The sequence below is a fragment of the Endozoicomonas sp. 8E genome, assembly GCF_032883915.1.
GTDB lineage: Bacteria > Pseudomonadota > Gammaproteobacteria > Pseudomonadales > Endozoicomonadaceae > Endozoicomonas_A.
The window spans coordinates 5,598,876-5,623,864 of sequence record NZ_CP120717.1; the positions used below are offsets into that span (position 1 = coordinate 5,598,876).

17 protein-coding genes are annotated in these 24,989 nt (G+C 47.9%); 11 read left to right on the forward strand and 6 right to left on the reverse strand.

From position 1 onward, the window contains the following. Positions 1-35: 35 nt before the first annotated feature. Both lgt and P6910_RS19500 read right to left on the reverse strand, forming a co-directional pair. Complete coding sequence (lgt, locus tag P6910_RS19495) at positions 36-926, reverse strand: prolipoprotein diacylglyceryl transferase (RefSeq protein ID WP_317142916.1); 891 nt, start codon at positions 924-926, stop codon at positions 36-38. Positions 927-1,268: 342 nt separating this feature from the next. Further along, positions 1,269-2,057: a sulfite exporter TauE/SafE family protein gene (locus tag P6910_RS19500; protein WP_317142917.1), complete on the reverse strand. Its 789-nt coding sequence runs from the start codon at positions 2,055-2,057 to the stop codon at positions 1,269-1,271. Between the two features lie 371 nt (positions 2,058-2,428). Between P6910_RS19500 and P6910_RS19505 the strand changes: the two genes are divergently transcribed. The 7 genes from P6910_RS19505 to P6910_RS19535 all read left to right on the forward strand — a co-directional run bounded on the left by P6910_RS19505 (position 2,429) and on the right by P6910_RS19535 (position 13,354). Beyond that, positions 2,429-3,325, forward strand: coding sequence for a lysophospholipid acyltransferase family protein (locus P6910_RS19505; RefSeq protein WP_317142918.1), 897 nt, complete (start codon positions 2,429-2,431; stop codon positions 3,323-3,325). 389 nt (positions 3,326-3,714) lie between these two features. Continuing rightward, positions 3,715-5,133 carry a glutamate decarboxylase gene (locus tag P6910_RS19510; protein ID WP_317142919.1) on the forward strand — a complete coding sequence of 473 codons (1,419 nt, stop codon included), beginning with the start codon at positions 3,715-3,717 and terminating at the stop codon, positions 5,131-5,133. An 87-nt stretch (positions 5,134-5,220) separates the two neighbouring features. Further along, the gene (gene gadC / locus P6910_RS19515; RefSeq protein ID WP_317142920.1) at positions 5,221-6,807 is read left to right on the forward strand and encodes a putative glutamine/gamma-aminobutyrate antiporter GadC; all 1,587 of its coding nucleotides are present in this window, start codon (positions 5,221-5,223) and stop codon (positions 6,805-6,807) included. Continuing rightward, on the forward strand, positions 6,804-7,742 hold the full coding sequence (gene glsA / locus P6910_RS19520; protein WP_317142921.1) for a glutaminase A: 939 nt from the start codon (positions 6,804-6,806) through the stop codon (positions 7,740-7,742). The genes gadC and glsA overlap by 4 nt, the downstream gene beginning before the upstream one ends. A 615-nt stretch (positions 7,743-8,357) precedes the next feature. Next, the gene (locus tag P6910_RS19525; RefSeq protein ID WP_317142922.1) at positions 8,358-10,280 is read left to right on the forward strand and encodes a PrkA family serine protein kinase; all 1,923 of its coding nucleotides are present in this window, start codon (positions 8,358-8,360) and stop codon (positions 10,278-10,280) included. A 187-nt stretch (positions 10,281-10,467) separates the two neighbouring features. Continuing rightward, complete coding sequence (locus P6910_RS19530) at positions 10,468-11,751, forward strand: YeaH/YhbH family protein (protein WP_317142923.1); 1,284 nt, start codon at positions 10,468-10,470, stop codon at positions 11,749-11,751. Further along, complete coding sequence (locus tag P6910_RS19535) at positions 11,744-13,354, forward strand: SpoVR family protein (protein ID WP_317142924.1); 1,611 nt, start codon at positions 11,744-11,746, stop codon at positions 13,352-13,354. Before P6910_RS19530 ends, P6910_RS19535 begins: the two co-directional genes overlap by 8 nt. Before the next feature lie 19 nt (positions 13,355-13,373). Here P6910_RS19535 and P6910_RS19540 read toward each other — a convergent pair whose 3' ends face one another. Then, entirely contained in the window at positions 13,374-14,690 is a 1,317-nt protein-coding gene (locus P6910_RS19540) for an amino acid permease (protein ID WP_317142925.1), read from the reverse strand. Between the two features lie 349 nt (positions 14,691-15,039). Between P6910_RS19540 and P6910_RS19545 the strand changes: the two genes are divergently transcribed. The 3 genes from P6910_RS19545 (at position 15,040) to P6910_RS19555 (ending at position 17,716) form a co-directional block, all read left to right on the forward strand. Next, positions 15,040-16,185: an FAD-dependent oxidoreductase gene (locus P6910_RS19545; RefSeq protein WP_317142926.1), complete on the forward strand. Its 1,146-nt coding sequence runs from the start codon at positions 15,040-15,042 to the stop codon at positions 16,183-16,185. A gap of 23 nt (positions 16,186-16,208) precedes the next feature. After that, positions 16,209-17,156 (forward strand): sulfurtransferase, encoded by a 948-nt coding sequence (locus tag P6910_RS19550; RefSeq protein WP_317142927.1) that lies wholly within the window; start codon positions 16,209-16,211, stop codon positions 17,154-17,156. Positions 17,157-17,419: 263 nt separating this feature from the next. Further along, positions 17,420-17,716 carry a cold shock domain-containing protein gene (locus P6910_RS19555; RefSeq protein ID WP_317142928.1) on the forward strand — a complete coding sequence of 99 codons (297 nt, stop codon included), beginning with the start codon at positions 17,420-17,422 and terminating at the stop codon, positions 17,714-17,716. Between the two features lie 274 nt (positions 17,717-17,990). Here P6910_RS19555 and P6910_RS19560 read toward each other — a convergent pair whose 3' ends face one another. The 3 genes from P6910_RS19560 to tyrS form a co-directional block, all read right to left on the reverse strand. Then, entirely contained in the window at positions 17,991-19,655 is a 1,665-nt protein-coding gene (locus P6910_RS19560) for a choline dehydrogenase (protein WP_317142929.1), read from the reverse strand. A 252-nt stretch (positions 19,656-19,907) separates the two neighbouring features. Then, positions 19,908-21,545: a phosphoglucomutase (alpha-D-glucose-1,6-bisphosphate-dependent) gene (gene pgm, locus P6910_RS19565; RefSeq protein ID WP_317142930.1), complete on the reverse strand. Its 1,638-nt coding sequence runs from the start codon at positions 21,543-21,545 to the stop codon at positions 19,908-19,910. A gap of 219 nt (positions 21,546-21,764) precedes the next feature. Continuing rightward, the gene (gene tyrS / locus P6910_RS19570) at positions 21,765-23,072 is read right to left on the reverse strand and encodes a tyrosine--tRNA ligase (RefSeq protein ID WP_317142931.1); all 1,308 of its coding nucleotides are present in this window, start codon (positions 23,070-23,072) and stop codon (positions 21,765-21,767) included. 471 nt (positions 23,073-23,543) lie between these two features. On the opposite strand from tyrS, the gene P6910_RS19575 reads away from it, so the two are divergent. After that, positions 23,544-24,983 (forward strand): OapA family protein, encoded by a 1,440-nt coding sequence (locus P6910_RS19575; protein WP_317142932.1) that lies wholly within the window; start codon positions 23,544-23,546, stop codon positions 24,981-24,983. The last annotated feature ends 6 nt before the right edge of the window (positions 24,984-24,989 follow it).

Here is a 24,989-nt window from a genome sequence, read left to right on the forward strand (position 1 = left end):
GACGTTGATCCTTTATTTATTAACGCTCAAGGCTGTTATTTCCGCTCATGGCTGTTATTTCCGCTCACGGCTGCCTTCTTACCGGGCCTGTGTTTATACTTTTTCAACCAGGCCCGATCATCCTGATTCTGACCATCCACCAGTGGGAACTTTTTATAGGCTACCACCATAAGCGCCACACCCAGAAGGATCATGGGCACCGTCAGCAACTGCCCCATCGTCATCCAGTCAAAAGCAATAAAGCCCAGCTGCTGGTCGGGCTGCCTTACAAATTCTACGCAGAAGCGTCCAATGCCATAGACCAACAAGAATAGTCCCGATACTGCCATACGGGGGCGAGGTTTGGCCGAGAACCACCAGAGTGCTCCAAACAGGATGACACCCTCAATAACAAACTGGTAAAGCTGTGATGGATGCCTTGGCATCCGGGAGGGATCTGTCGGAAATACCATAGCCCATGGAACATCCGTTACCCTTCCCCACAGCTCACCCCCTATAAAGTTACCCAGACGGCCCATACCCAACCCCAGAGGAATGAAAGGGGCAATAAAATCCGTCATCTGAAAGAAGTTCTTATCAATCCTGCGACCAAAGAGAAATACGGCCAGCAGAACCCCCAGCAAGCCACCGTGAAAAGACATGCCACCTTCCCAGATGCTGAACAGCCAGAGCGGATTTTGCAGAAAATAATCAAAGTTATAGAACAGCACATAGCCCATGCGTCCACCCACTATGACCCCGACTGCTATATAGAACAATAAATCTCCGATTTGTTCGGGATTCCATAAGCCGTTTGATTTCTTGGCTCTCTGGACCGCCAGCCACCAGCCTCCGGCAAAACCCACCAGATACATCAGGCCGTACCAGTGAACTTTGAGTGGCCCAAGGCTGATCGCAACGGGATCAATTTGAGGATATGGGATCACAGGAGGATTCCGGATAGTTCTCTAGGAGGCTGACCGAGAATAGACTGCCCCACGCGGCAACTACTCCTGCGTTGCTCTAGCTCCTGCATCCATGCAGTCGTGCGGCGGCAGCAAATTGGTCTGAAAATCCGCTTTTGTTCGTCAAATAGCTCGCTATTCTCCTCACAAAACCGAATTTTCATCCTCAATTTTCTGCCGTCCTCGCTAAGGGCGCTATCCTCGGTCAGCCTCCTAGGTTTGCTGTTACGCACTCCTCTCTTTCAGTTTGAGAGAAGTGCCATGGATATTAGTTGGACCAGTGTATCAGCTGTATAGAGGAGTGGGCCAGCTGGCCAGACTCTTTTACATTGAGAAAAGAAACTTAAACCCTACAATCACTAACAGGAGAGCAAAGAGTTTTTGCAGCTTTTCAGAAGGCAGCTTATAGGCTAACTGAGCACCAAAGCGGGCGAACAGCATACTGGTCAGGACAATGCCAAGAAAGGCTGGCCAGTAGACATAGCCAGTACTCATCAACGGCAACAGCTCGTTTTCCCGACCCAGAAACATGTTGGCAGTGGTTCCCATGATAGCAATCGGTAAGCCACATGCGGCAGAAGTCGCCACCGCCTCAGTCATTGAGAGATTGCATTTGCGCAAAAAGGGTACCGACAGGCTTCCCCCTCCAATGCCAAATATACTGGAAGCCCAACCGATGAAACCTCCAGCTGCGACTAGTATAGGTCGTGCCGGTACCTTGCTGCTTTCAGAAGGCTTGAAGCCAAACCACATCTTTACAGCCACTGCCAGGGCAAATGTCCCAATCACTTTCTGAAGCATCGAACCTGACATCTGGATCGCAGTGTAAACGCCCAGCCATGAACCCAACAGAATCCCCAGGGTCAAAACACTGAAAACAGGCCACTGAACAGCGCCCTTGGCATGATGAGTTCGAATGGAGCTAACTGAAGTGACAACAATAGTGGCAAGCGAGGTACCCACAGCCAGGTGAGTGAGAATATCGGGAGATAATCCCTGCAGTTCGAAACTTAAAACCAGTACCGGAACAATTATCAGCCCTCCACCGATCCCGAACAGACCAGCCAGAGTCCCGGCCAGAGCACCGAGCAGAAGATAGGAAAGAAAAATCATTGAACAGCTATCCAGCTAAGCAGCCTCAAATCAGGCATCCTGTCGTGATTACCCATAACAGAGGCCATCAAATATTATCAGGGCAGCATTCCTTAAAGGAATGAAGAGTGACCCTTATTGTAAATAAAATCAACAAGTTAATTAACCAGAAAATAGCGATTTAGCTCATCTCTTTCAAAAAAATAACCCGACAGGAGCTCATCAAGGCTCAACACAATGACCGCATTGAATACAGCATCGAAGCATCCTCCCTGAATCCGGAGCTTCTGCAACATAAACAACAAAGCACAAATTTTGCCCCATTGACTAGCAATAAAGCATTCCTTCTCCTAGTCTGGTTGTTACAACTTTTTTACATAACAAGAATAAAAATGGCGATACTCTTAAAGTCCGGCTGGAAGGACTCGGTAGCGGATCTCTTAATCGGGCTCTTATCCCGAACGCCTCGGGCGCTCTATTCTGTCATAGGCTTGGTATTTTCTTACGTCTTACGAGCTAAAAAGGGTCACATTGCCCGAGCATCAATGCAGCTGGCTCTGTTAACTGTATCCGAGAAGAAGCATAAACAGATCATTCAACAGTCTGCACGTCACACCGTTGATTATATTCTTACCCTGCCTTTTCTTGATAAGTTGGCTTACCTGCTCAACAATCAGGATGTCGTTGCCCGCGCCCTTTCAGAAAACAAGGGTGTGGTTATACTCTCTCTCCACATGGGCCCCCCTGATTTGGGAACGCTGGCACTCTCACAACGGGGTTTCCCGGCAACGACCCTGATTGGTTCAGGAAAGCAGTCGCCATTGACTCATAAGCTCGGAAAGGCCTTTCTTTTGAGGGTCGGCATTGAACCCATTGTGAAAGGTGACCCCACTGCCCTGCTTCAGGCTCTGAAAAAGAAAAAAGCCGTATTTCTATACAGCGATCTCCGCTCAAAAGAGATGCCTGTGACATTTTTTGGACAGGCAACCCGAGCCCCTGCCAGCGGAATCATGACAGCCCGTCTTCTAAAAACTCCCGTTCTCTTCCACTACTGCACATTTGAAAATAATCAATGGCAGTTGCATTTTGAGCCTCTGCCACTGACCCGAACCGGTAACAGAAAACTGGACACCCAGCACGACCTCCAACAACTGATGAATAGAATGGAAGAGGTGATCAGGGAGAACCCCCAACTGTGGATATGGCATTACGACCGGTTCAAATTGAAAAACAAGATTTACCGGAACAACAGCTTTTCATTATCTTCAAACAAGCCAGATGTATCATAAAATCTTTCGGTGCGGGTAAAGATGGCTCAAGATCAGACTCTGAACGACAGCTCTCCTTAAGACTTCAACGTTCAAAATTTTTCACTGGTGACTGTCCCCCCTTTATAACAACTTTCCATGGCTGGCAAAAGCCTGCGATCATGGCGAGTTGTTCGATTAAGTTAACGGTATTCATTGCACTGCTCTCAGTTATTCCCTGAAGGGGCTTTTCAGGAGATCAAAGTGTTACCGAAATTGCATTTAAGGGTATTTGCTTTGGGCCGGCTTTTCGTAATTTTTCCGTGCCTCTCAATCTACTTCCAATAACTTTGCTACACTTTTGTCATACGTCAGTCCTGCCAGGTCTAATGTCAGTTATCTCTCATTTCCACTGATTTGGAACCGCCGCCATGCCTCTTCACTCTATTCATCGAAGCAATAGCAGGGACTATCAAAAGACTGATGACGTTTACGCATCGTCTGATTTATCCGTCAGTATGCCGAGGTACAAAATGCCGAAGACATCCGAAGACCCTCGGCATGCTTATCAAGTCGTTCATGATGAGCTGATGCTGGACGGTAATTCCCGCCAAAATCTGGCCACATTCTGCCAGACCTGGGTAGATCCGGAGATTCATGCAATCATGGATGAATGTGTCGACAAAAATATGATCGACAAGGATGAATATCCTCAAACAGCAGAGTTGGAAAAGCGGTGTGTACATATTTTGGCTGATTTGTGGAATTCACCGGATGCAGCAAACACACTGGGTTGTTCCACTACTGGCTCAAGCGAAGCTGCTATGCTCGGCGGTATGTCTCTTAAGTGGCGATGGCGCGAGCGGATGAGGCAGCAGGGCAAACCTGTTGATAAGCCGAATCTTGTCTGTGGGCCAGTGCAAATCTGCTGGCACAAATTTGCCCGCTATTGGGATATAGAGCTTCGAGAGATTCCAATGGAAGGCGACCGTCTTATAATGAGTCCAGAAGAAGCCGTTAAACGCTGCGATGAAAATACGATTGGCGTCATTCCAACACTGGGGGTCACCTTTACCTGCCAGTATGAACCAGTAGAGGCGGTTTGCAAGGCATTGGATAAACTTGAGGAGGATACTGGCCTCAATATCCCGGTGCATGTCGACGCCGCAAGCGGCGGTTTTCTTGCTCCTTTTTGCCAGCCAGATTTACTTTGGGATTTCAGACTGCCAAGGGTAAAGTCCATCAACGCCTCCGGTCACAAATTTGGCCTGGCGCCTCTAGGCGTTGGCTGGGTTGTCTGGAGAGATCATGAAGATTTACCGGAGGATTTGATTTTCCGGGTCAATTATCTTGGCGGAGATATGCCCACTTTTGCTCTGAACTTTTCCCGCCCCGGAGGTCAGATTGCTGCCCAATACTATATTTTCCTGCGCCTGGGAAAAGAGGGCTATCAACGTATACAACAAGCCTGTTATGACACAGCCCAATACCTCAGCAAAAAGATCGAAAGCCTGGGTTTATTCGACGTAATCTATGATGGAAACGGCGGGATTCCGGCCATAAGCTGGTCACTGAAGGGGAACGTTAACCCCGGCTTTAACCTATATGATCTGTCGGATCGCATTCGCATCAGGGGGTGGCAGATTGCAGCCTATTCAATGCCAGCCAACCGTGAGGATCTTGTTATCATGAGAATTCTCGTTCGTCATGGTTTCAGTCGGGATCTTGCAGACTTACTGGTTGATGACCTCAGACGTTGCCTTGATTACTTTGAGAAGCATCCTGTGGAAAATTCGGGTAACGAAGGGGATTCATCCAGCTATAACCATACCGGCTTCAAGTCCAAATGACTCACCTCTCCTCAGGCTAGACTGACTTTTTTATCAGACGACTACCCCCTCCGAGGGTAACAATGTGTGGAATGAGGTAAACACCTGATGGCTCACAATTCCTCTCCCGGGGTCAGTGCTAAGAAGCTCACCGTTTTTACACTGGCAATTATGAACATCGTTGCGGTAGTCAGCCTTCGTGGCTTACCCGCAGAGGCTGAATATGGGCTCAGTTCAGTTTTCTATTACATCTTTGCAGCAGTAGTCTTTTTGATACCGGTATCTCTTGTTGCTGCAGAACTTGCCACCGGCTGGCCTGAAAAAGGCGGTGTATTCCGCTGGGTTGGAGAAGCCTTTGGCCCTAGATGGGCTTTTCTGGCCATGTTCATGTTGTTTATTGAAGTCAGTGTGTGGTTTCCTACTGCGTTGACTTTTGGTGCAGTATCTCTGGCATTTGTTGGACCGGACCAAACCTGGGATCAGGCCCTGTCTTCCAATAAGCTATTTGTGCTTATTGTTGTTCTTGTCATCTACTGGTTGGCCACTTTTATCGCGTTTCGGGGCGTAGACGCATTCTCTAAAGTTTCGAAGTGGGGAGGGATGATTGGCACACTTATTCCCGCCGCTGTTTTGATTGTTTTGGGATTCAGCTACCTGTTCAGTGGTCAGCCAATTCATATTGAACTTAAGTGGGATGACGTTCTTCCTGACTTCACTAATTTCAGCAATATTGTACTGGCTGCCAGCATTTTTCTCTTTTATGGCGGCATGGAAATGAATGCAATCCATGTAAAAGAGCTGGATAACGCATCAAAATCTTACCCGGTGGCTATCGCTGTAGCATCCATTGGAACAGTAGCGATATTTGTTTTTGGCACATTAGCTATTGGTTTTATTATTCCTCAGTCAGATATTAATCTGACTCAGTCACTTCTGGTGGCGTATTACGATCTATTCAAGTGGGCAGGTCTGGGCTTCCTTGCCCCATTTACAGCCATTTGCCTTGCCATCGGGGTTCTTGCCGGCATTGTCACATGGGTCGCAGGCCCATCTTCGGGTTTATTAACTGTCGCAAAGGCTGGTTATCTACCACGGTTCTGGCAGCACACTAATAAGCATGATATGGCAACTCACATCATGTTATTCCAGGCTGGAATAGTCAGTGTTTTGTCCGTACTCTTTGTGGTCATGCCTTCTGTGCAGGCTGCCTATCAGATTCTCAGCCAACTTACGGTTATTCTTTATCTGGTGATGTACCTTCTTATGTTTGCTGCGGCAATACATCTGCGCTTTACCCAGCCCAATCGTCCAAGACCATACAGTGTGCCCGGTGGCAAAGGTGGTATGTATCTAGTTGCAGGTATTGGCCTTTTTGGGTCAATGATTGCCTTTATCTTCAGTTTTATTCCGCCAGCCCAGATTGCTATAGGAAGTCCAACCACTTTCGTGTTCATTCTGATCGCCCTTACCATCCTCTTTATCATTCTTCCTTTTATTATTTATGCCTGTCGGAAGCCGCACTGGAAAGACGAGCATGCCGATTTTGCTCCGTTTACCTGGGAGATTGAGGATACTCAACCGGGCATCCCCAATGAATCTGATACTCACACCACACACCTGACAGAACGACATTTTCAATGGTTGCACAAAAAGAGAGCTGAGAATCAGGTTGAAATTAAAGGAGATCAGGCATGAGCTTCAACACGACTCAGTTGCAGAATCTTGCCAATGAAGCCCTGATAATTGGCAAGACTTGTCTTGAGGGGAAAAATGCCGATTATATTCCGTTCCTTGCCAGCGTCCCTCCTGGTTTATGTGCCATATCCATATCATGCTGCGATGGAACAATCATTCATAGTGGTGATTACGATTATGATTTTGCCCTCGAGTCCATCAGTAAAGTGTGCTCAATGTCACTGGCTATGCAACAAAAAGGCTCGGAACAGGTTAGAAAAAAAATCGGGGCTGAGCCTACGGGGTTGCCGTTTAACTCTGTTCTGGCACTTACAGTACATCAAGACAAGCCGCTGACACCTCTGGTTAATGCCGGTGCCATTTCTACTGTCAGCTTTATCGATGCTCCCGATAAAGAGTCACGCTGGCAGATGATCCTTGATTTCCAGAGGAAAATGATGTCCCAAAACGTTCGTCTCTCAGAGGATGTTAACACTTCCGAGCAAGAGACCAACTTTCATAACCGGGCCATCGCATGGTTATTGTATGCAGCTAACAACTGCTTCAGCGATCCAATGGATGCCTGTGATGTATATACACGTCAATGCTCAACTCTTGTTAGTTGTGATGATCTGGCAACCCTTGGCGGAACACTGGCTAATGGCGGGGTAAATCCAGTCACGAAAGAAAAGGTGATTGACCACGAACATATCGCGCCTATTCTCGCAGAAATGACGATGGAGGGTATGTATGACTATTCCGGGGACTGGGCATTTCTGGTGGGTTTACCGGGTAAGAGCGGTGTTGGTGGTGGCGTAGTGGCTGTCGCTCCCGGAAAGATGGCCATTGCCGGATTTTCACCACCACTGGATGAGGCTGGCAACAGTGTTCGAGCCATGAAAATGATTAGTCATATTGTCAATAGCCTTGATCTTAGTGTTTACCGCCCTTCTTGACGTAAGTCTGACAGTATGGGTCCTCTCCCTTCCGACCAGGGAACTTTGGCACTCCCACGATGGGGTTTTCAGCAACAACCCTGATTGGTTCAGAAGGCAGTTGCCAATAGCTCGTGAGCTTGGCAAGGCACTTCCACTACTGCGCGTTTGAAAATAATCAATGGCAGTTGCATTTCAAGCCTCCGCCACTGACCCGAACCGGTAACAGAAAACTGGATGCCCAGCACGACCTCCAACAACTGATGCATAGAATGGAACAAGTGATCAGGGAGAGAACGACAGCTCTCCTTACGACTTCAACGTTCAAAATTTTTCACTGGAGACTGCCTGAAAACCCCTTTAAGATAGGAGGGCTAACTCTCTCGGGAATTACTTTTATCCTTCTTTATCAACAACTTACCCCCCCTACCCAGACAAGAAAAAGTCCGAAAAGAAGTAGACATTTATACGGATAGTCTCTATAACATTTACTGTGACCAACACACACAGAGCACTTATAAAGTTACAGTGTCGTGTGAATCGCAGTAACAATTCGCGTTCAAAATACAGTGCCCAGACCAACAATAATATAAGTACGCCTATGATCATGGAGGTCGTGGCGAGGGGGAGCCGGATATGTCTATTTTTTCTCATTATCAGGAAAGGTATGAATCAACTCAGCAAGAGGAGATGAGCCTTCAGGAGTACCTCGACCTATGCAAGACCGACCCTGGTGCCTATGCCAATGCGGCAGAGAGAATGCTGTCAGCCATTGGCGAACCGGACGTTGTCGATACGTCTCGCGACCCACGTCTAAGCCGTATTTTTTCCAATAAGCTGATCAAGCGCTACCCTGCTTTTGAAGAGTTCTATGGCATGGAAGAAGCGATCGAACAGATTGTTTCTTACTTCAAACATGCTGCACAGGGTCTGGAAGAGAAGAAACAGATTCTTTATTTGCTGGGTCCGGTAGGTGGTGGTAAGTCGTCTCTTGCTGAGCGCCTTAAAGCTTTGATGGAACTGAAACCATTCTATGCCATCAAGGGATCGCCCGTGTTTGAATCACCACTGGGTCTGTTTAATCCCGACGAAGACGGCAAGATTCTGACCGAAGAATACGGTATTCCCGGCCGCTACCTGAAGTACATCATGTCTCCCTGGGCGGTTAAACGCCTGCACGAGTTTGGTGGTGATATTTCCAGATTCCGTGTTGTTAAAGTTTACCCAAGTCGTTTAAATCAGGTGGCTATCGCCAAGACTGAGCCAGGTGATGAGAACAACCAGGACATTTCCAGCCTGGTCGGCAAAGTAGACATCCGTCAGTTGGAAGAATTTTCTCAGGACGATCCGGATGCCTACAGCTTCTCAGGCGCACTCTGCCGAGCCAACCAGGGTGTAATGGAATTTGTGGAGATGTTCAAGGCACCTGTAAAGGTTCTGCACCCACTGTTGACTGCTACTCAGGAAGGTAACTACAACTCTACAGAAGGTATGGGGGCTATTCCTTTTGAAGGTATCCTGCTGGCGCACTCCAACGAATCCGAGTGGCAGACCTTCCGTAACAACAAGACCAACGAAGCATTTATTGATCGTGTCAACATCGTTAAGGTTCCTTACTGCACACGCATCAACGAAGAAGTGGGTATCTACGAAAAACTGCTGGAACACAGCTCTCTGAAAGATGCGCCCTGCGCACCCGACACTCTGAAAATGCTGGCCCAGTTCTCCGTTCTGTCCCGCATCAAAGAGCCCGAGAATTCTTTGGTTTACTCCAAGATGCGTGTCTACAACGGTGAGAATCTGAAGGACACCGACCCTAACGCCAAACCTCTGCAGGAGTACAAAGATTCAGCCGGTGTTGATGAAGGCATGGACGGACTCTCTACCCGCTTTGCATTCAAGATTCTGTCCAAGGTCTTCAACTTCGACTCCACCGAAGTAGCAGCCAACCCTGTGCACCTGATGTACGTTCTGGAACAGCAGATTGAGCAGCAGCAGTTCCCGGATGAGTTGACTGATCGCTACATGCGCTTCATCAAGGAATATCTGACCCCTAAATATGTTGAGTTCCTGGGTAAGGAAATTCAGACCGCCTACCTGGAGTCCTACTCTGATTACGGGCAGAACATCTTTGATCGTTATATCACTTACGCTGATTTCTGGATTCAGGATCAGGAATTTCGTGATCCCGATACCGGACACATTCTGGACCGCAGCGCCCTGAATGATGAGCTGGAAAAAATCGAGAAGCCAGCTGGCATCGCCAACCCGAAGGACTTCCGTAACGAAGTGGTTAACTTTGTTCTGCGTGCCCGGGCGAACCACGAAGGCAAGAACCCAAGCTGGTTGAGCTACGAGAAAATGCGCGCGGTGATCGAGAAGAAGATGTTCTCCAACACAGAAGATCTGCTGCCAGTGATCTCCTTTAATGCCAAAGGCTCGAACGAAGACCAACGCAAACATGCAGACTTTGTTAAGCGCATGGTTGAGTATGGGTACACAGAGAAACAGGTTCGCCTACTGTCCGAGTGGTACATTCGGGTTCGTAAGTCTCAGTAAGTCGTGAGCCCATTTGCAGCTATGGCAGCATTCATAATTAATCGCCACAGCGCCTTTGCGGGCGCTTCTGCATCTTGTTTAATCAGGAAAAATAGTCATTTTTCAAAGAACGACATAGCCATGGCAGTAGGAAAATAATTCTGGATAGAACAAACAGCCACAGCTAAGCACCCAAGGAGAGCGTCCTATGAGCATAATAATTGACCGACGCCTCAATGCGAAAAAGAAAAGTACGGTCAACCGTCAGCGTTTCCTGAGACGCTATAAAGGTCTGGTAAAAGAGGCAGTTCAGGACGCTGTCGATCAACGCTCTATTACTGACGTTGACAGCGGCAGTGACATCAGCATTCCCAGAAAAGACGTGTCAGAACCGGTTTTTCATCATGGTCGGGGCGGCCGTGTGGAACAGGTTCATCCAGGCAACAAAGAGTTCACCACCGGTGATCGTTTCCAGCGCCCTCAGGGTGGAGGTGGTCAAGGCAGTGGTGAAGGCGAAGCCAGCAACAGCGGTTCTGGTGAAGACGATTTCATTTTTTCCATTAACCGTGAAGAGTTCCTGGAATATCTGTTTGAAGATCTTGAGCTGCCCAATCTGGTTCGCAAAGAACTCAAGGATTCCACCGACTTTAAACTGAAAAGAGCAGGCTACACGACTGCGGGCTCTCCTGACAGGTTGAACGTAGTTCGCTCCCTGAAAGCAGCTCACGCCCGTCGAATTGCTCTTTCCGGTAAAGAAAGAAAAGAGATTCGTGCCCTGAAACGTCAACTGCGTGAAATGGAAGTCAGCCCGGAACGCAACGATGAAGTTCTGAGAAAAGAGCTGAAGGATCAGATTGCTGCGCTGAACAAAAAACTCAAGCGTCTGCCCTTTATCGACGAGTTCGATCTTAAGTTCAACAACCTGGTGAAAGTGCCGCAGCCCTCTAGCAAAGCGGTCATGTTCTGTATTATGGACGTGTCGGGGTCTATGACCCGTGAAATCAAGGACATCGCCAAGCGCTTTTTCCTGCTGCTCTATCTGTTCCTGGAACGCAATTACGAAAAAATTGAAGTTGTTTTCATTCGTCACCACAGTGAAGCCCGTGAGTGTAACGAGCACGACTTCTTCTATGCCCGGGAAACCGGTGGCACTGTTGTATCCTCAGCACTGACACTCACAGACGAAATAGTTACCGAGAGATATTCCCCTGATGAGTGGAACATCTACGTAGCACAGGCATCTGACGGCGATAACTGGGAAGCAGACTCTGCCAAGTGCCGTAATATTATTGTCGACAAACTGTTGCCTCTGACTCAGTACTACTCCTATGTAGAAATTACTGATCGTCACCACCAGAACCTGTGGCATGAATACAAAGCGATCGAAAAGAATCACGAAGGTCATTTTGCCATGCAGCAGATACGACATGCTGGAGAGATATATCCGGTGTTCCGCAAACTGTTCGAAAAGAAGGAGGGTCAAAATGCCTGACAGGAAACGCTACGAGCAGGACATCGATCCGCATGCATCAGGGCCTTCCTCCGAAGCTGCCAATGTTCAGAAACCATCACGTCGTGCAGAGCCTATTTCCAAGGGCTCTGAGTGGACTTTTGCACTGCTGGAAGAATACGACAGAGAGCTGGCAAAGTTGGCAGAACGCTACCAACTGGACACCTACCCCAACCAGATAGAAGTCATCAGTTCCGAACAGATGCTGGATGCTTATGCTTCTGTGGGTATGCCACTTATGTACAACCACTGGAGCTTCGGTAAACAGTTTCTCAGTAACCAGCAAAGCTACCAGTGCGGACAAATGGGCCTGGCCTATGAGATTGTGATCAACTCCAATCCTTGTATTGCCTACCTGATGGAAGAAAACACCATGCCCATGCAGGCACTGGTTATCGCCCACGCATGTTACGGACACAATTCTTTCTTCAAGGGTAACTATTTGTTCCGGCAGTGGACAGATGCAGACTCCATCATTGACTACCTGCTGTTCGCTAAAAACTACATTGCAGAGTGCGAAGAAAAGCACGGTGTTGACGCTGTGGAAGAGCTGCTCGATGCCTGTCACGCTCTCATGAATCAGGGTGTCAATCGCTATGAGCGTCCTCGTCCTATTTCACCAGAGGAAGAGAAAGCACGAATCAAAGAGCGTGAAGAATACATTCAGCGCAACCTGAATGACTTGTGGCGAACCATTCCTCTTCGTGAAGAGAATGAAGTAAAGCAGACTGAGCGTTATCCAAGGGATCCGGAAGAGAACATTCTCTACTTCATAGAGAAAAACGCCCCTCTGCTGGATACCTGGCAACGAGAACTCATACGGATCGTTCGCAAAGTGGCTCAATACTTCTATCCTCAGCGTCAGACTCAGGTGATGAACGAAGGTTGGGCAACCTTCTGGCACTACCACCTGATGCACGAAATGTACAACGAGGGTCACATTACAGAAGGCTTCATCATGGAGTTCCTGCATTCGCACTCCAACGTGGTGTTCCAGCCTGATTTTGATGACCCCCGTTATAGTGGCATAAATCCATACGCTCTGGGCTTTGCGATGTTTCAAGACATCCGCCGGATTTGTGAAAGCCCAACAGAAGAAGATCGTCGCTGGTTCCCTGATCTGGCCGGTTCGGATTGGCTGGAAGCCGTTCACTTTGCCATGAAGAACTTTAAGGATGAAAGTTTCATCATGCAGTATCTTTCACCCAAGGTGATGAGAGATCTGAAACTCTTCTGCATCGACGATAATGAAATCAACCCCTATCTTGAAGTCAGCGCCATTCATGACGACTCCGGCTACCGAAAGGTCAGGGAATCTCTTGCCGCCCAGTACAATCTGGGCAACCGTGAACCCAACATTCAGGTATACAGCGTAAACACCCGCGGTGACCGCTCTATCACCTTGCGTCACTTCATGCACCAGGGTCGCCCGGTAGATTCTGACAGTACTCGCGAAATCATCAAACATGTCCACAGACTTTGGGGCTTTGATGTGCATATGGAGTCTGTTGATGAGTGCGGTGGTGTAAAAACCATTTACGGTCTGCCCAGACAGGAAAAAAATGAAGAGACCGAGGCAGCCTGAAAAAGCTCAAACAACCTCTTTATCCATTAGCCGGATCCTCCAGAGTATCCGGTTTTTTGTTACCCCGATGCTGATACCGGTAAACTGCACCACCAAAGACAATCAACGCCATACCGTATAAAAAAATCATATAGCCAGCCCCACTGAAACCGAGAAGACAGTAACCGGACGCCAGTAAAATGATAATAAACCAGCCTGAAGTAATCCCTTCGGGTTTTCTCCGCTGAATCTGGAAGCAGGATAGACAGGCACAGAAATAAGTGAGCAACATAATATAAACTGCAATCAGCACGATAGACTCAAAATGCTTTTGAATAGTAGGTTCCACTGTTAACAGAAGCATTATGGACATTAGAATGGCTGTGATTAACAGTCCTTTCCAGGGTGATCCATAACGATTCAACACCGTGAATGCTTTAGGTAAAAGACCGTCCGAAGAGGCCGTTATGGCTACCCGGGAGTGCATAAGAATCCAGCCATTAAGGCTGCCAAAACAGGCAATAACAGCCATGGCACTGACCAGCTCACCGGCTCGGTCACCCAGCAAATAGCTGGCCGTTACAGAGAAGGGTGCAGCACTGCTTTGCAGAATATCGTTAGGTACAATACCCATCATTGCCGTGGTGCTCAGAATGTAGAAAAGAGCAGCCAGTAGAGTGCCTAATAATGTCGCACAAGGGACATCCCGCCTGGGATTTTTGGCGTGACACGCAAGGTTACAAGCTGATTCCAGACCTATAAAGGACCAAAGCGTCAACGTGATGGATTCAGACAAGATATGACTGGACGGTTGTCCGGTCACATTAAAGGAGCTAATGATGTTTACCGTTTCAAACTGACTCCAGCCCATAGTACTGACAATAATCACAGGCACCAGCATACAGGAAGCCGTAACGATCTGGAGACGACCTAAAAGACGAATATCGGTCAAATTGATCAGGCTGAGGATCCAGATGACAGCAATAGCTGCCAGGGCGGTTTCCCAGGGACCACCGAGCACAGGAAAGAAATAACTGAGATAGGCTACACCACTCAGAGCCACTGCAATGTTGCCAATCCATATGGCAGCCCAGTACCCATAAACAACCTGTGAGCCGATATAACGTCCCAGTCCTGCCCTGATAAAAGCGTAGAGACCGGAACCCTGTTTACAATCTGACCCCAATCGAACAAAAACCAAAGATAGCATTACCGAGCCAATAACCGTAACAATCCATCCCAAAAGAGTGATTGAACCATAACTGGCCAAAGATGAAGGTAACAGAAAAATACCGGCACCCATCATATTTCCTGTTACCAACATGGTCAGTGGCAAAAGGGATAATTTTCCAGACACCAAAGACACACCTCCATCATCAACAGCAATGAGCTGAGAAAAGTATTTTGAGTTATTCTTTGCCTAATCCTTATCCTTTTACTTCACTCTCCTCGACGAGCACTGACATCGCGAACCAGCTTTGTTATTCCTTTGGATAGCTGGATGTGTATCCCAAACCGCTCATTTATCGCTGCTACGAAGTTTTGACAGTTTAGACTATAAAGCGTTACAAAACGTTTTCCGGACCTTTGGAAATACCCTTTTTTTAAAGATCCATCCGGACAGCATCGGCGGGGAAAAGTAAAATCATAATAAGAGCGTTCCTGACGGCAGATAAAGTGGTAAATCCAACAATTGAGAGAGCAGTATGACTAATACTATTCAGCCTACAGTTGTTCTGGCCGGAGGAGGCCATGCCCATGCACTGTTCCTGAAAAGGCTTCAGAAGAAGCAAACACCTCCCGCTCATTTTATTCTGGTCTCTGCCAGTCGCTATACTCCTTATTCGGGCATGCTTCCTGGTGTCATCTCAGGACAATATACCGCTGAACAGTCCCACATTGATCTCGAGTTGCTGGCCCATGAGTCAAAATGCACATTCCTTAAAGCGACTGTCTCGGGGGTGGATACCAAAGCGAATGAATTGATTTTTTTGAATGGCGACCGACTGCAGTATGACATACTCTCCATCAATACAGGCTCTACACAGGCGCGTGTCATTGATGCAAAAGACAGCATCACCATAAAGCCAATCAGGCCTTTTTTATCTTGGTTGGTGCAGCCTTTGCCGGAACACATTAAGCAGAACGAAAGTTTTATTCTGGCCATCATGGGTGCTGGGGCTGCAGGTGTTGAGGTAGCCATGGCCCTTCACCAACGCTTCAAGCATCTTCACTCCCTTGAAATACATATTGTCACAGCTCAGGGTATCCTGAAGGGCTATCCACCGAAAGTTCAGAAAATGGCCAAAGAGGAAATTGAACGAAAGCCTATCAAAATACATACTCATTTTAGGGTAACCGGAGTCAAAGATAAAACCCTGATCAGTGATCAAAATGACCACCTGCCGTATGATTCCCTGATACTGGCTACATCGGCTGCTCCCGCTCGCTGGCCTTCTGAAAGCTCACTTGCGACCAGCCCAGATGGATTTATCCAGGTTAACCTCATGCTGCAATCCGTCAGCCATGACAATGTGTTCGCTTGCGGTGATGTCGCTGAATTCACTCACTCCAGACAGGCCAAGTCGGGGGTTTATGCGGTTCGACAGGCTCCGACCCTATTTCAAAATATTTGTAACATGCTTGAGAAAAAAACACTGAAACCCTATCGTCCACAGAGCCAATTTCTTTCTCTGCTAAGCTGTGCAGATGGTCGGGCTATTGCATCAAAAGGCTGCTTCAGTACCAGGGGACGCTTAATATGGCTTTGGAAAGACTGGATCGATCAACGATTTATGGCGCAGTTCCCCGTGCCCGCCACAGACTCCATGGAGTTCAATGGTTCCGATTAAAGCTAAACCTCACAGGAATTTTATTGGCCCAAAAGAAGCCTATGGCTTTTCTGATTTTAATGTTGTCTGTTGTGATGTCAGTGCCAGTCCATTCAAACGCGGTGGTCAGCCTTGATGATCTGGAGCAAAAGATCAAGCAGGCCAGCAACCTGCTGCTTCTGGATGTACGCCCCAAAGTCCGTTTCCTGCTGCTGGGTCATATTCCTGGTGCTGTCAATATCTGGCGCCCGGCTTTTCAGGCTGAAGTAAATGATTACCCCTACTCGGGAATGAGAGCCAGCAAGCAGAAAATGTCCGAACTATTAAGCCGACTCGGTGCTACTGCGGACACAGAGATTATTCTCTACGATGATCAGCAAGGCATGGATGCAGCCCGTCTCTGGTGGTTACTAAAACTCTATGGTCATGATCAGGTCTCTATCCTTGATGGAGGCCTGTCAGCTTGGGAAAAGCACAAAAAAAAGCTCAATTTCAAGTCACCTCTGACACCTGAACGATCCAATTACCAGTTCACGGGCAAACCCCACCCTCAATGGCTTGCTGAGATAGAAAAGGTAAAGTCGGTTCAAGCAAAAAAAGAGAACGCCATACTGGTGGACGTCAGAAGTCTCGATGAATTCACCGGCAAAACCATAAAGTCAGGAGCCTATCGCCACGGCCGGATTCCCGGAAGTATCTGGTTTGAATACAAGCAGACCGTCAATAAAAATGGATTTCTTGACAAAGAACGATTAAAACATCTCTTTCAGTCAGCAGGCATCACACCTGATAAAGAAATCATTGTTTACTGTCAGTCCGGAGTCCGTTCGGCTCATACCCTTTTTGTTCTTTCTGAGATACTGGGATACAACAGGATAAAAAACTACGACGGTTCCTGGATTGAATGGTCCTGGATGAGAGAGTTACCAGCCGTCCAGGGACCACCCAAAAAAAACCATATAAAGTTCACAAATCCTCTGCAGCGTAATTAATTCTAAAAAATACTGTCGTATCTATTCCTGAATATCAAAATGGGCTGTTATCTCGCGTCAATATGGTCTTATAATAGGTTTAGCTCTATATGGAAATGTAGGCTGTATTCTTGGCATGAAAGCTTTCTAGCCGAGGAGACATCACCAAAAAAGAGCTCTGTGATATGGACGACGCAGAATAGACATGTGACTAAAAATAAAACAACAAGGGTTGCTGTTTCCCGGCAGTTCCTTCAATGTTAATAATGTAGGAATCGCGCTGTATGGAAGCGACCAAGAAGGAAATGGAAGCTATGCTGGAAGGTACAGTAAAGTGGTTTAACAATCCTAAGGGATATGGATTCATCCAGGCCCAGGAAGCCACTGAAAATCAAGACGTACTCATACATTACTCCGTTATCGAAATGGACGGCTTCAAGACGCTGAAAGCCGGACAGCTTGTGCAATTTGAAATTGGCCAGGGACCCAAGGGGCTGATAGCCACTCGTGTCGTTCCTGGTGGTGGAGAAAGCGCAAGCCAGAGCACACAAACTTCCCGGGAAGAATCCCTGCCAGCCTGACAGTTATTGTCAGTCTGGCTCCAGAGTTCAGAGACAATGTCACCCGAAACTTTGCCTTGTCGAAGATAAAGGGTGACATTATCCTGACAGGGACTTGTAATGAAATGCGCCTGTTAATCAGGTAGCAGATGCCCAGTGTTTGGAAAAATGCTCGCCGGACGACCTGATGATCAGGGCAGAAAAGTACTGTGTGTTTTGATAAGTGCCATGAACATCACTTATCAAAACACACTAACCCTCTCTTTTACCGGCTATAAAGCCGGCACAAGAGGCATTAACAGAAATCCTGGACCGAGATCTTTTCTGTTTCCATCACTTTTTCAGAATGAATTTTTGGCTGATTTTTGCCAAGAATCATATCCGCTGCTTTTTCAGCGATCATCATTGCAGGTGCATTGGTATTCCCGCTGATCAGAGTTGGCATGATTGAGGCGTCAACCACCCGCAACCCTTCGAGTCCGTGAACTTTCAGACGAGTGTCGACTACAGCCATGTCATCAGCTCCCATTTTGCAGGTACCCACCGGATGATAAATGTGATTGGCATTATTTCTTATATAAGACTCAAGCTCATCATCGTCCTGTACATCCGAGCCCGGCAGATACTCCTCTCCAGCGTAACGGGACAACTCAGACGACTGAATAATCTGCCTCACTCTTTTGATACCCCTTACCAGACAGTCCATGTCGGCCTGTTTTTCCAGAAGATTCAGTTCAATCTCGGGATTATCCGTGGGGGATGCACTATTAAGGGATACTCGACCCCGGCTATGAGGCCTCAGGATACATACATGAATCGAAAACCCGTACTGTAGATATCTTGAGAGTTTACGACCATGGTCTTCCATGGCTGCTGGAATAAAGTGCAGTTGCAGATCAGGCCTTTCAACTTCCGGAGAGGATTTTATAAATCCGCCCGACTCTGCAAGGCTACTGGTCAGAAAGCCTTCTCTTTTATGGATATATTTCACTGCATCCCTGATAACTCTGCACATTCCCATCGGTCTGGCAAAAGCCATTGATGATGCAGTCTTGTCATTGGCGACAACCAGAACATCAGGATGTTCCTGAAGGTTTTCACCAACACCTGGCAGTTCATGCAAACAGTCAATATTGTGGGGAGCCAGTTTATCTCTGGCTCCGATGCCCGAAAGCAGCATAATCTGCGGAGACCCATAAGCTCCAGCTGAAAGAATTACTTCTTTTCGAGCAAAGAGCTTCCTTCTGGTAACGCCTCGAACAATTTCAATCCCTATAGCCTTTTTGCCTTCAAGGATAACCCTGGCAGTATGACTTTTGGTCATGACCGTCAAATTGGGTCTATCCATGACAGGGTGCAGATAAGCAGCCGCTGAACTGCATCTTAGACCCTCTTTCTGTGTCACCTGATACCAGCCTACACCTTCCTGATCAGCACCATTAAAGTCCGGATTGTTTTTTTCTCCAACTTCTATCGCACCTTTAATAAAAGCTTCACTCAAGCAGTGCTGACTTCTTGGGTCAGCAACATTCAGCGGGCCACCTACACCATGAAATTCAGAAACACCCCTCTCCTGGTTCTGGGATTTTAGAAAGTAGGGCAGGACATCATCGAAAGACCAACCTTCATTACCCAGAGCAGCCCATTGATCGTAATCTTCTCTTTGCCCTCTGATATAGAGCATGGCATTGATGGAACTGCTCCCCCCAAGGGTCTTCCCCCTGGGACAGTATATATCCCGGTTATTCATGGTGGACTGAGCCTCGGCATTCAGCTGCCAGTTATGAAAGCCATGGGGCACAGTAATTGCGGCTCCGGCAGGTACATAAATCAAGGGAGACTTATCGCTGCCTCCTGCTTCTATCACGCAGACCTGATGGTCAGGATTCTCAGACAGGCGGTTAGCCAGAACACAGCCTGCAGAGCCACCTCCCACAATGATGTAGTCGAACTCTGTCATATAAGTCACTTTATTATGAGTCTTTTTCAGCTTATTGCTGCTGAATTCTTTGCCGTAAAAGCTTACTAGCTAGCCCGCTATCGCTTCAAGTTCATTTTCCTTGCCTGGCATTTAGCCATCAAAATGTCTTTGCAACTCTCCCGATATCAGGGACTTATTCATGGACATGATTATTAGATATTCCGGACTTCTGAAATGCCCCTCCCGCAGAAGCAGACGGGAAGGGAGTCTGGGAGACCGTTGAAAAAACGCCTAGCCGGCAGCAAAAACTTCCGAGACCATAGCTTTGGCTTCTTCCTGAATTTGCCTGAGGTGGTCAGGACCGACAAAACTTTCGGTATAGATCTTATAAACTGCTTCAGTGCCAGAGGGTCTGGCAGCAAACCAGCCGTTTTCAGTAACGACCTTAAGACCACCAATAGCAGCACCATTTGCCGGAGCATGGGTTAATTTGGCAGTAATGGGATCACCCGCCAGAGTATCAGCTTTAACCCTATCCGGGCTCATGGCTGAAAGAACTTTCTTCTGCTCATCGGAGGCAGGAGCCTGCAGTCGTTCATAAACCGGAGAACCATACTTGTCTGCCAGCTCCTGGTAATGTTCACCCGGATCTTTACCTGTAACTGCAATAATCTCAGCAGCAAGAAGGGCCAGGATGAAACCATCCTTGTCTGTACACCAGGTGAGCCCATCACGGCGCAGGAAAGCAGCACCGGCACTTTCTTCGCCTCCAAAGGCCAGCTCGCCAGAAGCCAGACCATCGACAAACCATTTAAATCCGACAGGTACTTCTGCCACCTCTCTGCCTAAGCCTTTTGCTACATGATCAATCATGGCGCTGGACACCAGAGTCTTGCCAATTTTGGCATTGCCCGACCATTGCTCACGGTGGTTGTACAGGTAATTGATTGCCACCGCCAGATAATGATTGGGGTTCAGCAGACCATGTTCACGAGTCACAATACCGTGGCGGTCAAAGTCTGGATCGTTACCAAAAGCAATATCAAAGCGATCTTTCAATTCGATCAGCCCTGCCATGGAATAGGCTGAAGAACAATCCATACGAATCTTGCCGTCTTTATCAACATGCATGAAGGAGAAAGTGGGATCAACTTTCTTGCTGACCAGCTCAATATCAAGCCCATAACGCCTCGCAATGGGCTCCCAATAGTGAAGGCCGGATCCACCCAGTGGATCAACACCTATTTTCACGCCTGCCTTGCGAATAGCCTCCATATCAATGACATTTTCCAGGTCATCAACATAAGGTGTGACATAGTCGTATTCGGTAATAAAGCCGGATGCCAGCGCTTCATTAAACGACATCTGTTTAACACCTTCCAACCCCTGAGCAATGAGTTGATTAGCTCGATCCTGAACCCAGTTGGTGACTTCAGCACCGGCTGGACCTCCATGGGGCGGGTTGTATTTAAAACCACCGTCTTCTGGAGGGTTATGGGAAGGCGTTATGACAACACCGTCCGCCCTGTCCTGTTGATCCCGGTTGTAGGAGACGATGGCGTGAGAAATGACCGGAGTCGGTGTATAGCCTCTGCCTTCCTGGATTCGAGCCTTTATACCATTGGCTGCCAGCACCTGAATGGCGCTGATCAATGCAGGCTCTGACAGGGCATGGGTATCCATGCCAACAAACATGGGGCCGGTAATATTATGCTCGCGACGGTATTCGCAGATTGCCTGTGTGATAGCAACGATATGAGTTTCGTTAAAAGTGGCCTTGAAAGAAGTCCCCCTGTGTCCTGAAGTACCAAACTGGACTCGCTGCGAGGGGTTCAGTGGATCGGGCTGAATAGCGAAATAGTCGCTGACCAGACGGGGAATATTGGTCAGCATATCATCTGTGGCGACTTTACCGGCTTGAGGATGCATGAAGAATTCCTGAGTGAGTGACACTGAAGCATAAAGCAAAAGCCGCTCCAAGTCAGAACACAATATGGCTTGGGTTACCCGCCCTGACTACACAAAGACAGTATCGGAAATTGCCATTATACCGTGCTAACGATGACCCAGAAACGTCTTGCCAGGAGGCCCTGAACTCAACAGAGCCCTGGAGATGCCTTTAAAGAGTTGGAAGCCAACTACCCGCCATCAGATCACTTCAAACAGGAAGTGATTTTTCTTGCCCAATTTCACCAGGAAGAAACGTCCATACATGGCATTTTCTTCAGCAAAGCAGTCAGGCAGGTTCATGTTGTCGGCTGCGCCACGGGCTGCTCCATTGAAGAATACCGCATTACGACCCAGCGCATCTTTTACCTGCTTACCGCTTTTCACCATGCCAACTTCTGCAAACAGCTGGGTCATGGGATTACCTTCCAATTGATCTCGCTTGACGGTTGCACTGGGCAGCCCATCCAGCTTCAACTGTTCAAGATCCGTTTCGGACAAACTGCTGATCTCTCCCGAGAACAAAGCTTCCGTGATACGCTCTGCAGCTTGCAGGCCTTCTTCACCATGCACCAGAAGCGTGACCTCTCTGGCTAGAATCTGCTGGGCCTGTGGACGACCTTCACGCGCTTCGTCTTCTTGCTTGATCGCTTCAATCTCTTCCTTTGGCAAAAAGGTAAAAAAGCTCATAAAACGGTAAACGTCAGCGTCCGCAGTATTCATCCAGAACTGGTAGAAAGCGTATTGGGAAGTCTTGGAAGGATCCAGCCAGACTGCACCGCCCTCGGTTTTACCAAACTTGGTGCCGTCGGACTTGGTGATCAGGGGCACAGTCAGGCCAAAGGTTCTGGCCTGATTCTGACGACGGGAAAGATCAATACCACCCACGATGTTACCCCACTGGTCACTGCCACCCACCTGAAGAGTGCAGTCATAACGACGGTTCAGCTCAGCGAAGTCCATCCCCTGGAGCAGGGCGTAGGAGAACTCGGTGAAAGAGATACCGGAACCTTCTCGATTCAGTCGCTGCTGGACGGATTCTTTGTTGATCATGGCATTGACGGAGAAATGTTTACCGACGTCTCGCAAAAAATCCAGAGCGGTCATCTCACCGGTCCACTCTAGATTGTTGACCACTAAAGCTGCATTCTCACCGCAGTTAAAGTCAATAAACTGGCTGACCTGTCTCTTGATCTTGTCAACCCAGCCTGCCACAACATCAGGTGTATTCAGCTGTCGCTCGGCTGCTTTGAAACTGGGATCTCCTATCAGACCCGTTGCACCACCCACCAGCGCAATAGGCCTGTGCCCTGCCATCTGGAAACGTTTCAGGACCAGCAGAGGAACCAGATGTCCCAGATGCAGACTGTCTGCAGTCGGATCGAAGCCGCAATAAAGAACCCTTGGCTGTTCACTCAGATGAGCGTCCAGCTCTTCCACGGCAGTGGTCTGCGCGATAAGCTGGCGGGCCTGCAGATCTTTCAGAAGCAGATTTTGACTCTCAGACATTTACCTATCCTGCTATGAAGTCAACGAGACCGGGAGAAACCGTTACGGCCCAGTCTCCTGAATTAAACACTGCCGAAGCAGCCTTAGACTCAATTTAGCGGGTAAAAGTACAATAAAACGACTAAAGAACAAAGCCAGAAAAATCGGTTTAATTACATTAATTAACTTAGAGAGCGGTTTAGTTACCTTACTTTAGAAAAAACCACAAAGAGAACAGGGCAGATTGGTTGCTTTCAACTAATAATGTATAGAGCTTTGGGCCAGCGTCGATTCCCTGACACCCACCAGCAAAACATTTACAATTCGTTTATAGCTATATATCAATTCATTATGTAGCTTTTAGAGATATAATTCATATATATTCTTCACAAAACTTTAACCGAACAGCTACGAGCTATTTGAAATACTGTCTGATCCGAACCATGAAAGTGGCAGGTACCTGAAACAGTAATTCAACAGTAAATACGTGCAATGACCAGACTTTCTCCCAGAGGTGCCACGCGCAAGCGACCCGGTGGCATCAAGAGTTTTCCTAAGAGACACCTGTTACTGGTAACTGGTGTCGCGGCTACAGTGATGACTGTTATTGGCTTGCTACCCTCTCCACAAGTTGAGGCCAAACGCTCAGAAACCGAACTGCTTATTGACGAATTTCAACCTTCATCTCCTAAAGAAGCGCTGAAAGAACTGGCTCTTGAAGAGGAAGATGCTCCTGAGCAAACAGTTCCTGAAGAGACAAAAGCGCAACGTGAGGCCAGAGAAAAAGCCGAGCGACTGGCCGCGGAAGAAGCCGCTCTAGGTCCCCGTAAAAGTATCACTATCGAGTCCGGCGATAACCTCTCGATTTTGTTTGACGATATGGGTTTGAGCGCCAGAACTGTCTATGAAGTCTCCAGGACTCCAAAACTGGGCAAAAACCTGAACGATATTCTCCCCGGACAGACTTTTGAATACCGCGTCAACAGCAAAGGTGTTCTGACCCAGCTGCGCTATGTCCAGAATAAACTTGAAAGCATCCTCTATGAAAGACAGGGGAATGGCTACGTCGGTAAGAAAATTACCCTTCAGCCTGAATTGCGTATTGCCTTTGCGGAAGCCTCAATCAAAAACTCTCTTTTCCTGGCCAGCCAGAATGCTGGTCTGAGCGAGAAGATGACCATGGAGCTGGCAGGCATATTTGGTTGGGACATTGATTTCGCGCTGGATATTCGCAGTGGTGACAGTTTCAACGTGATGTACGAAGAAAAGTATCTGGGTAACGAGAAGCTCGGTGATGGCAATATACTCGCAGCGACATTTATTAACCAGGGTGAAGCCTTTACCGCCGTTCGTTACACCAACAGTCATGGTGATAGCAACTACTACTCTCCGGATGGCAAAAGTATGAAAAAGGCTTTCCTGCGAACGCCTGTTAACTTCACCAGGATCAGTTCAAGTTTTAATCCTAACCGCCTTCATCCGATTTTCAAAACCAAGCGCCCTCACAACGGGACAGACTATGCAGCGCCCACTGGCACTCCCATCAAGGCAGCAGGTGACGGTAAGATTCAATTTATTGGCTGGCAGAATGGTTTTGGTAACGTTGTCTTTATCCAGCACCCTCACAATATTGTTACCGTATACGCCCACCAGAGTCGTGTGAATAAAAGATTCAAGAAAGGTAGCCAGGTTAAACAGGGACAGACGATTGGCTATGTAGGCCAGACTGGCTGGGCGACAGGCCCGCACCTTCATTACGAATTCCGGGTCAATGGTGTTCATAGAAACCCCGTTACGGTCAAACTGCCTAATGCCTCTCCGATCCCCAAAGCTGAGAAGGCGCGCTTTATGGCATTTGCCAATAAAACCATGGCTCAGCTGGAAAAACACGGTGCAACCATGCTGGCCAGAAACGAGAAAGAGTCGAAATAACAACGA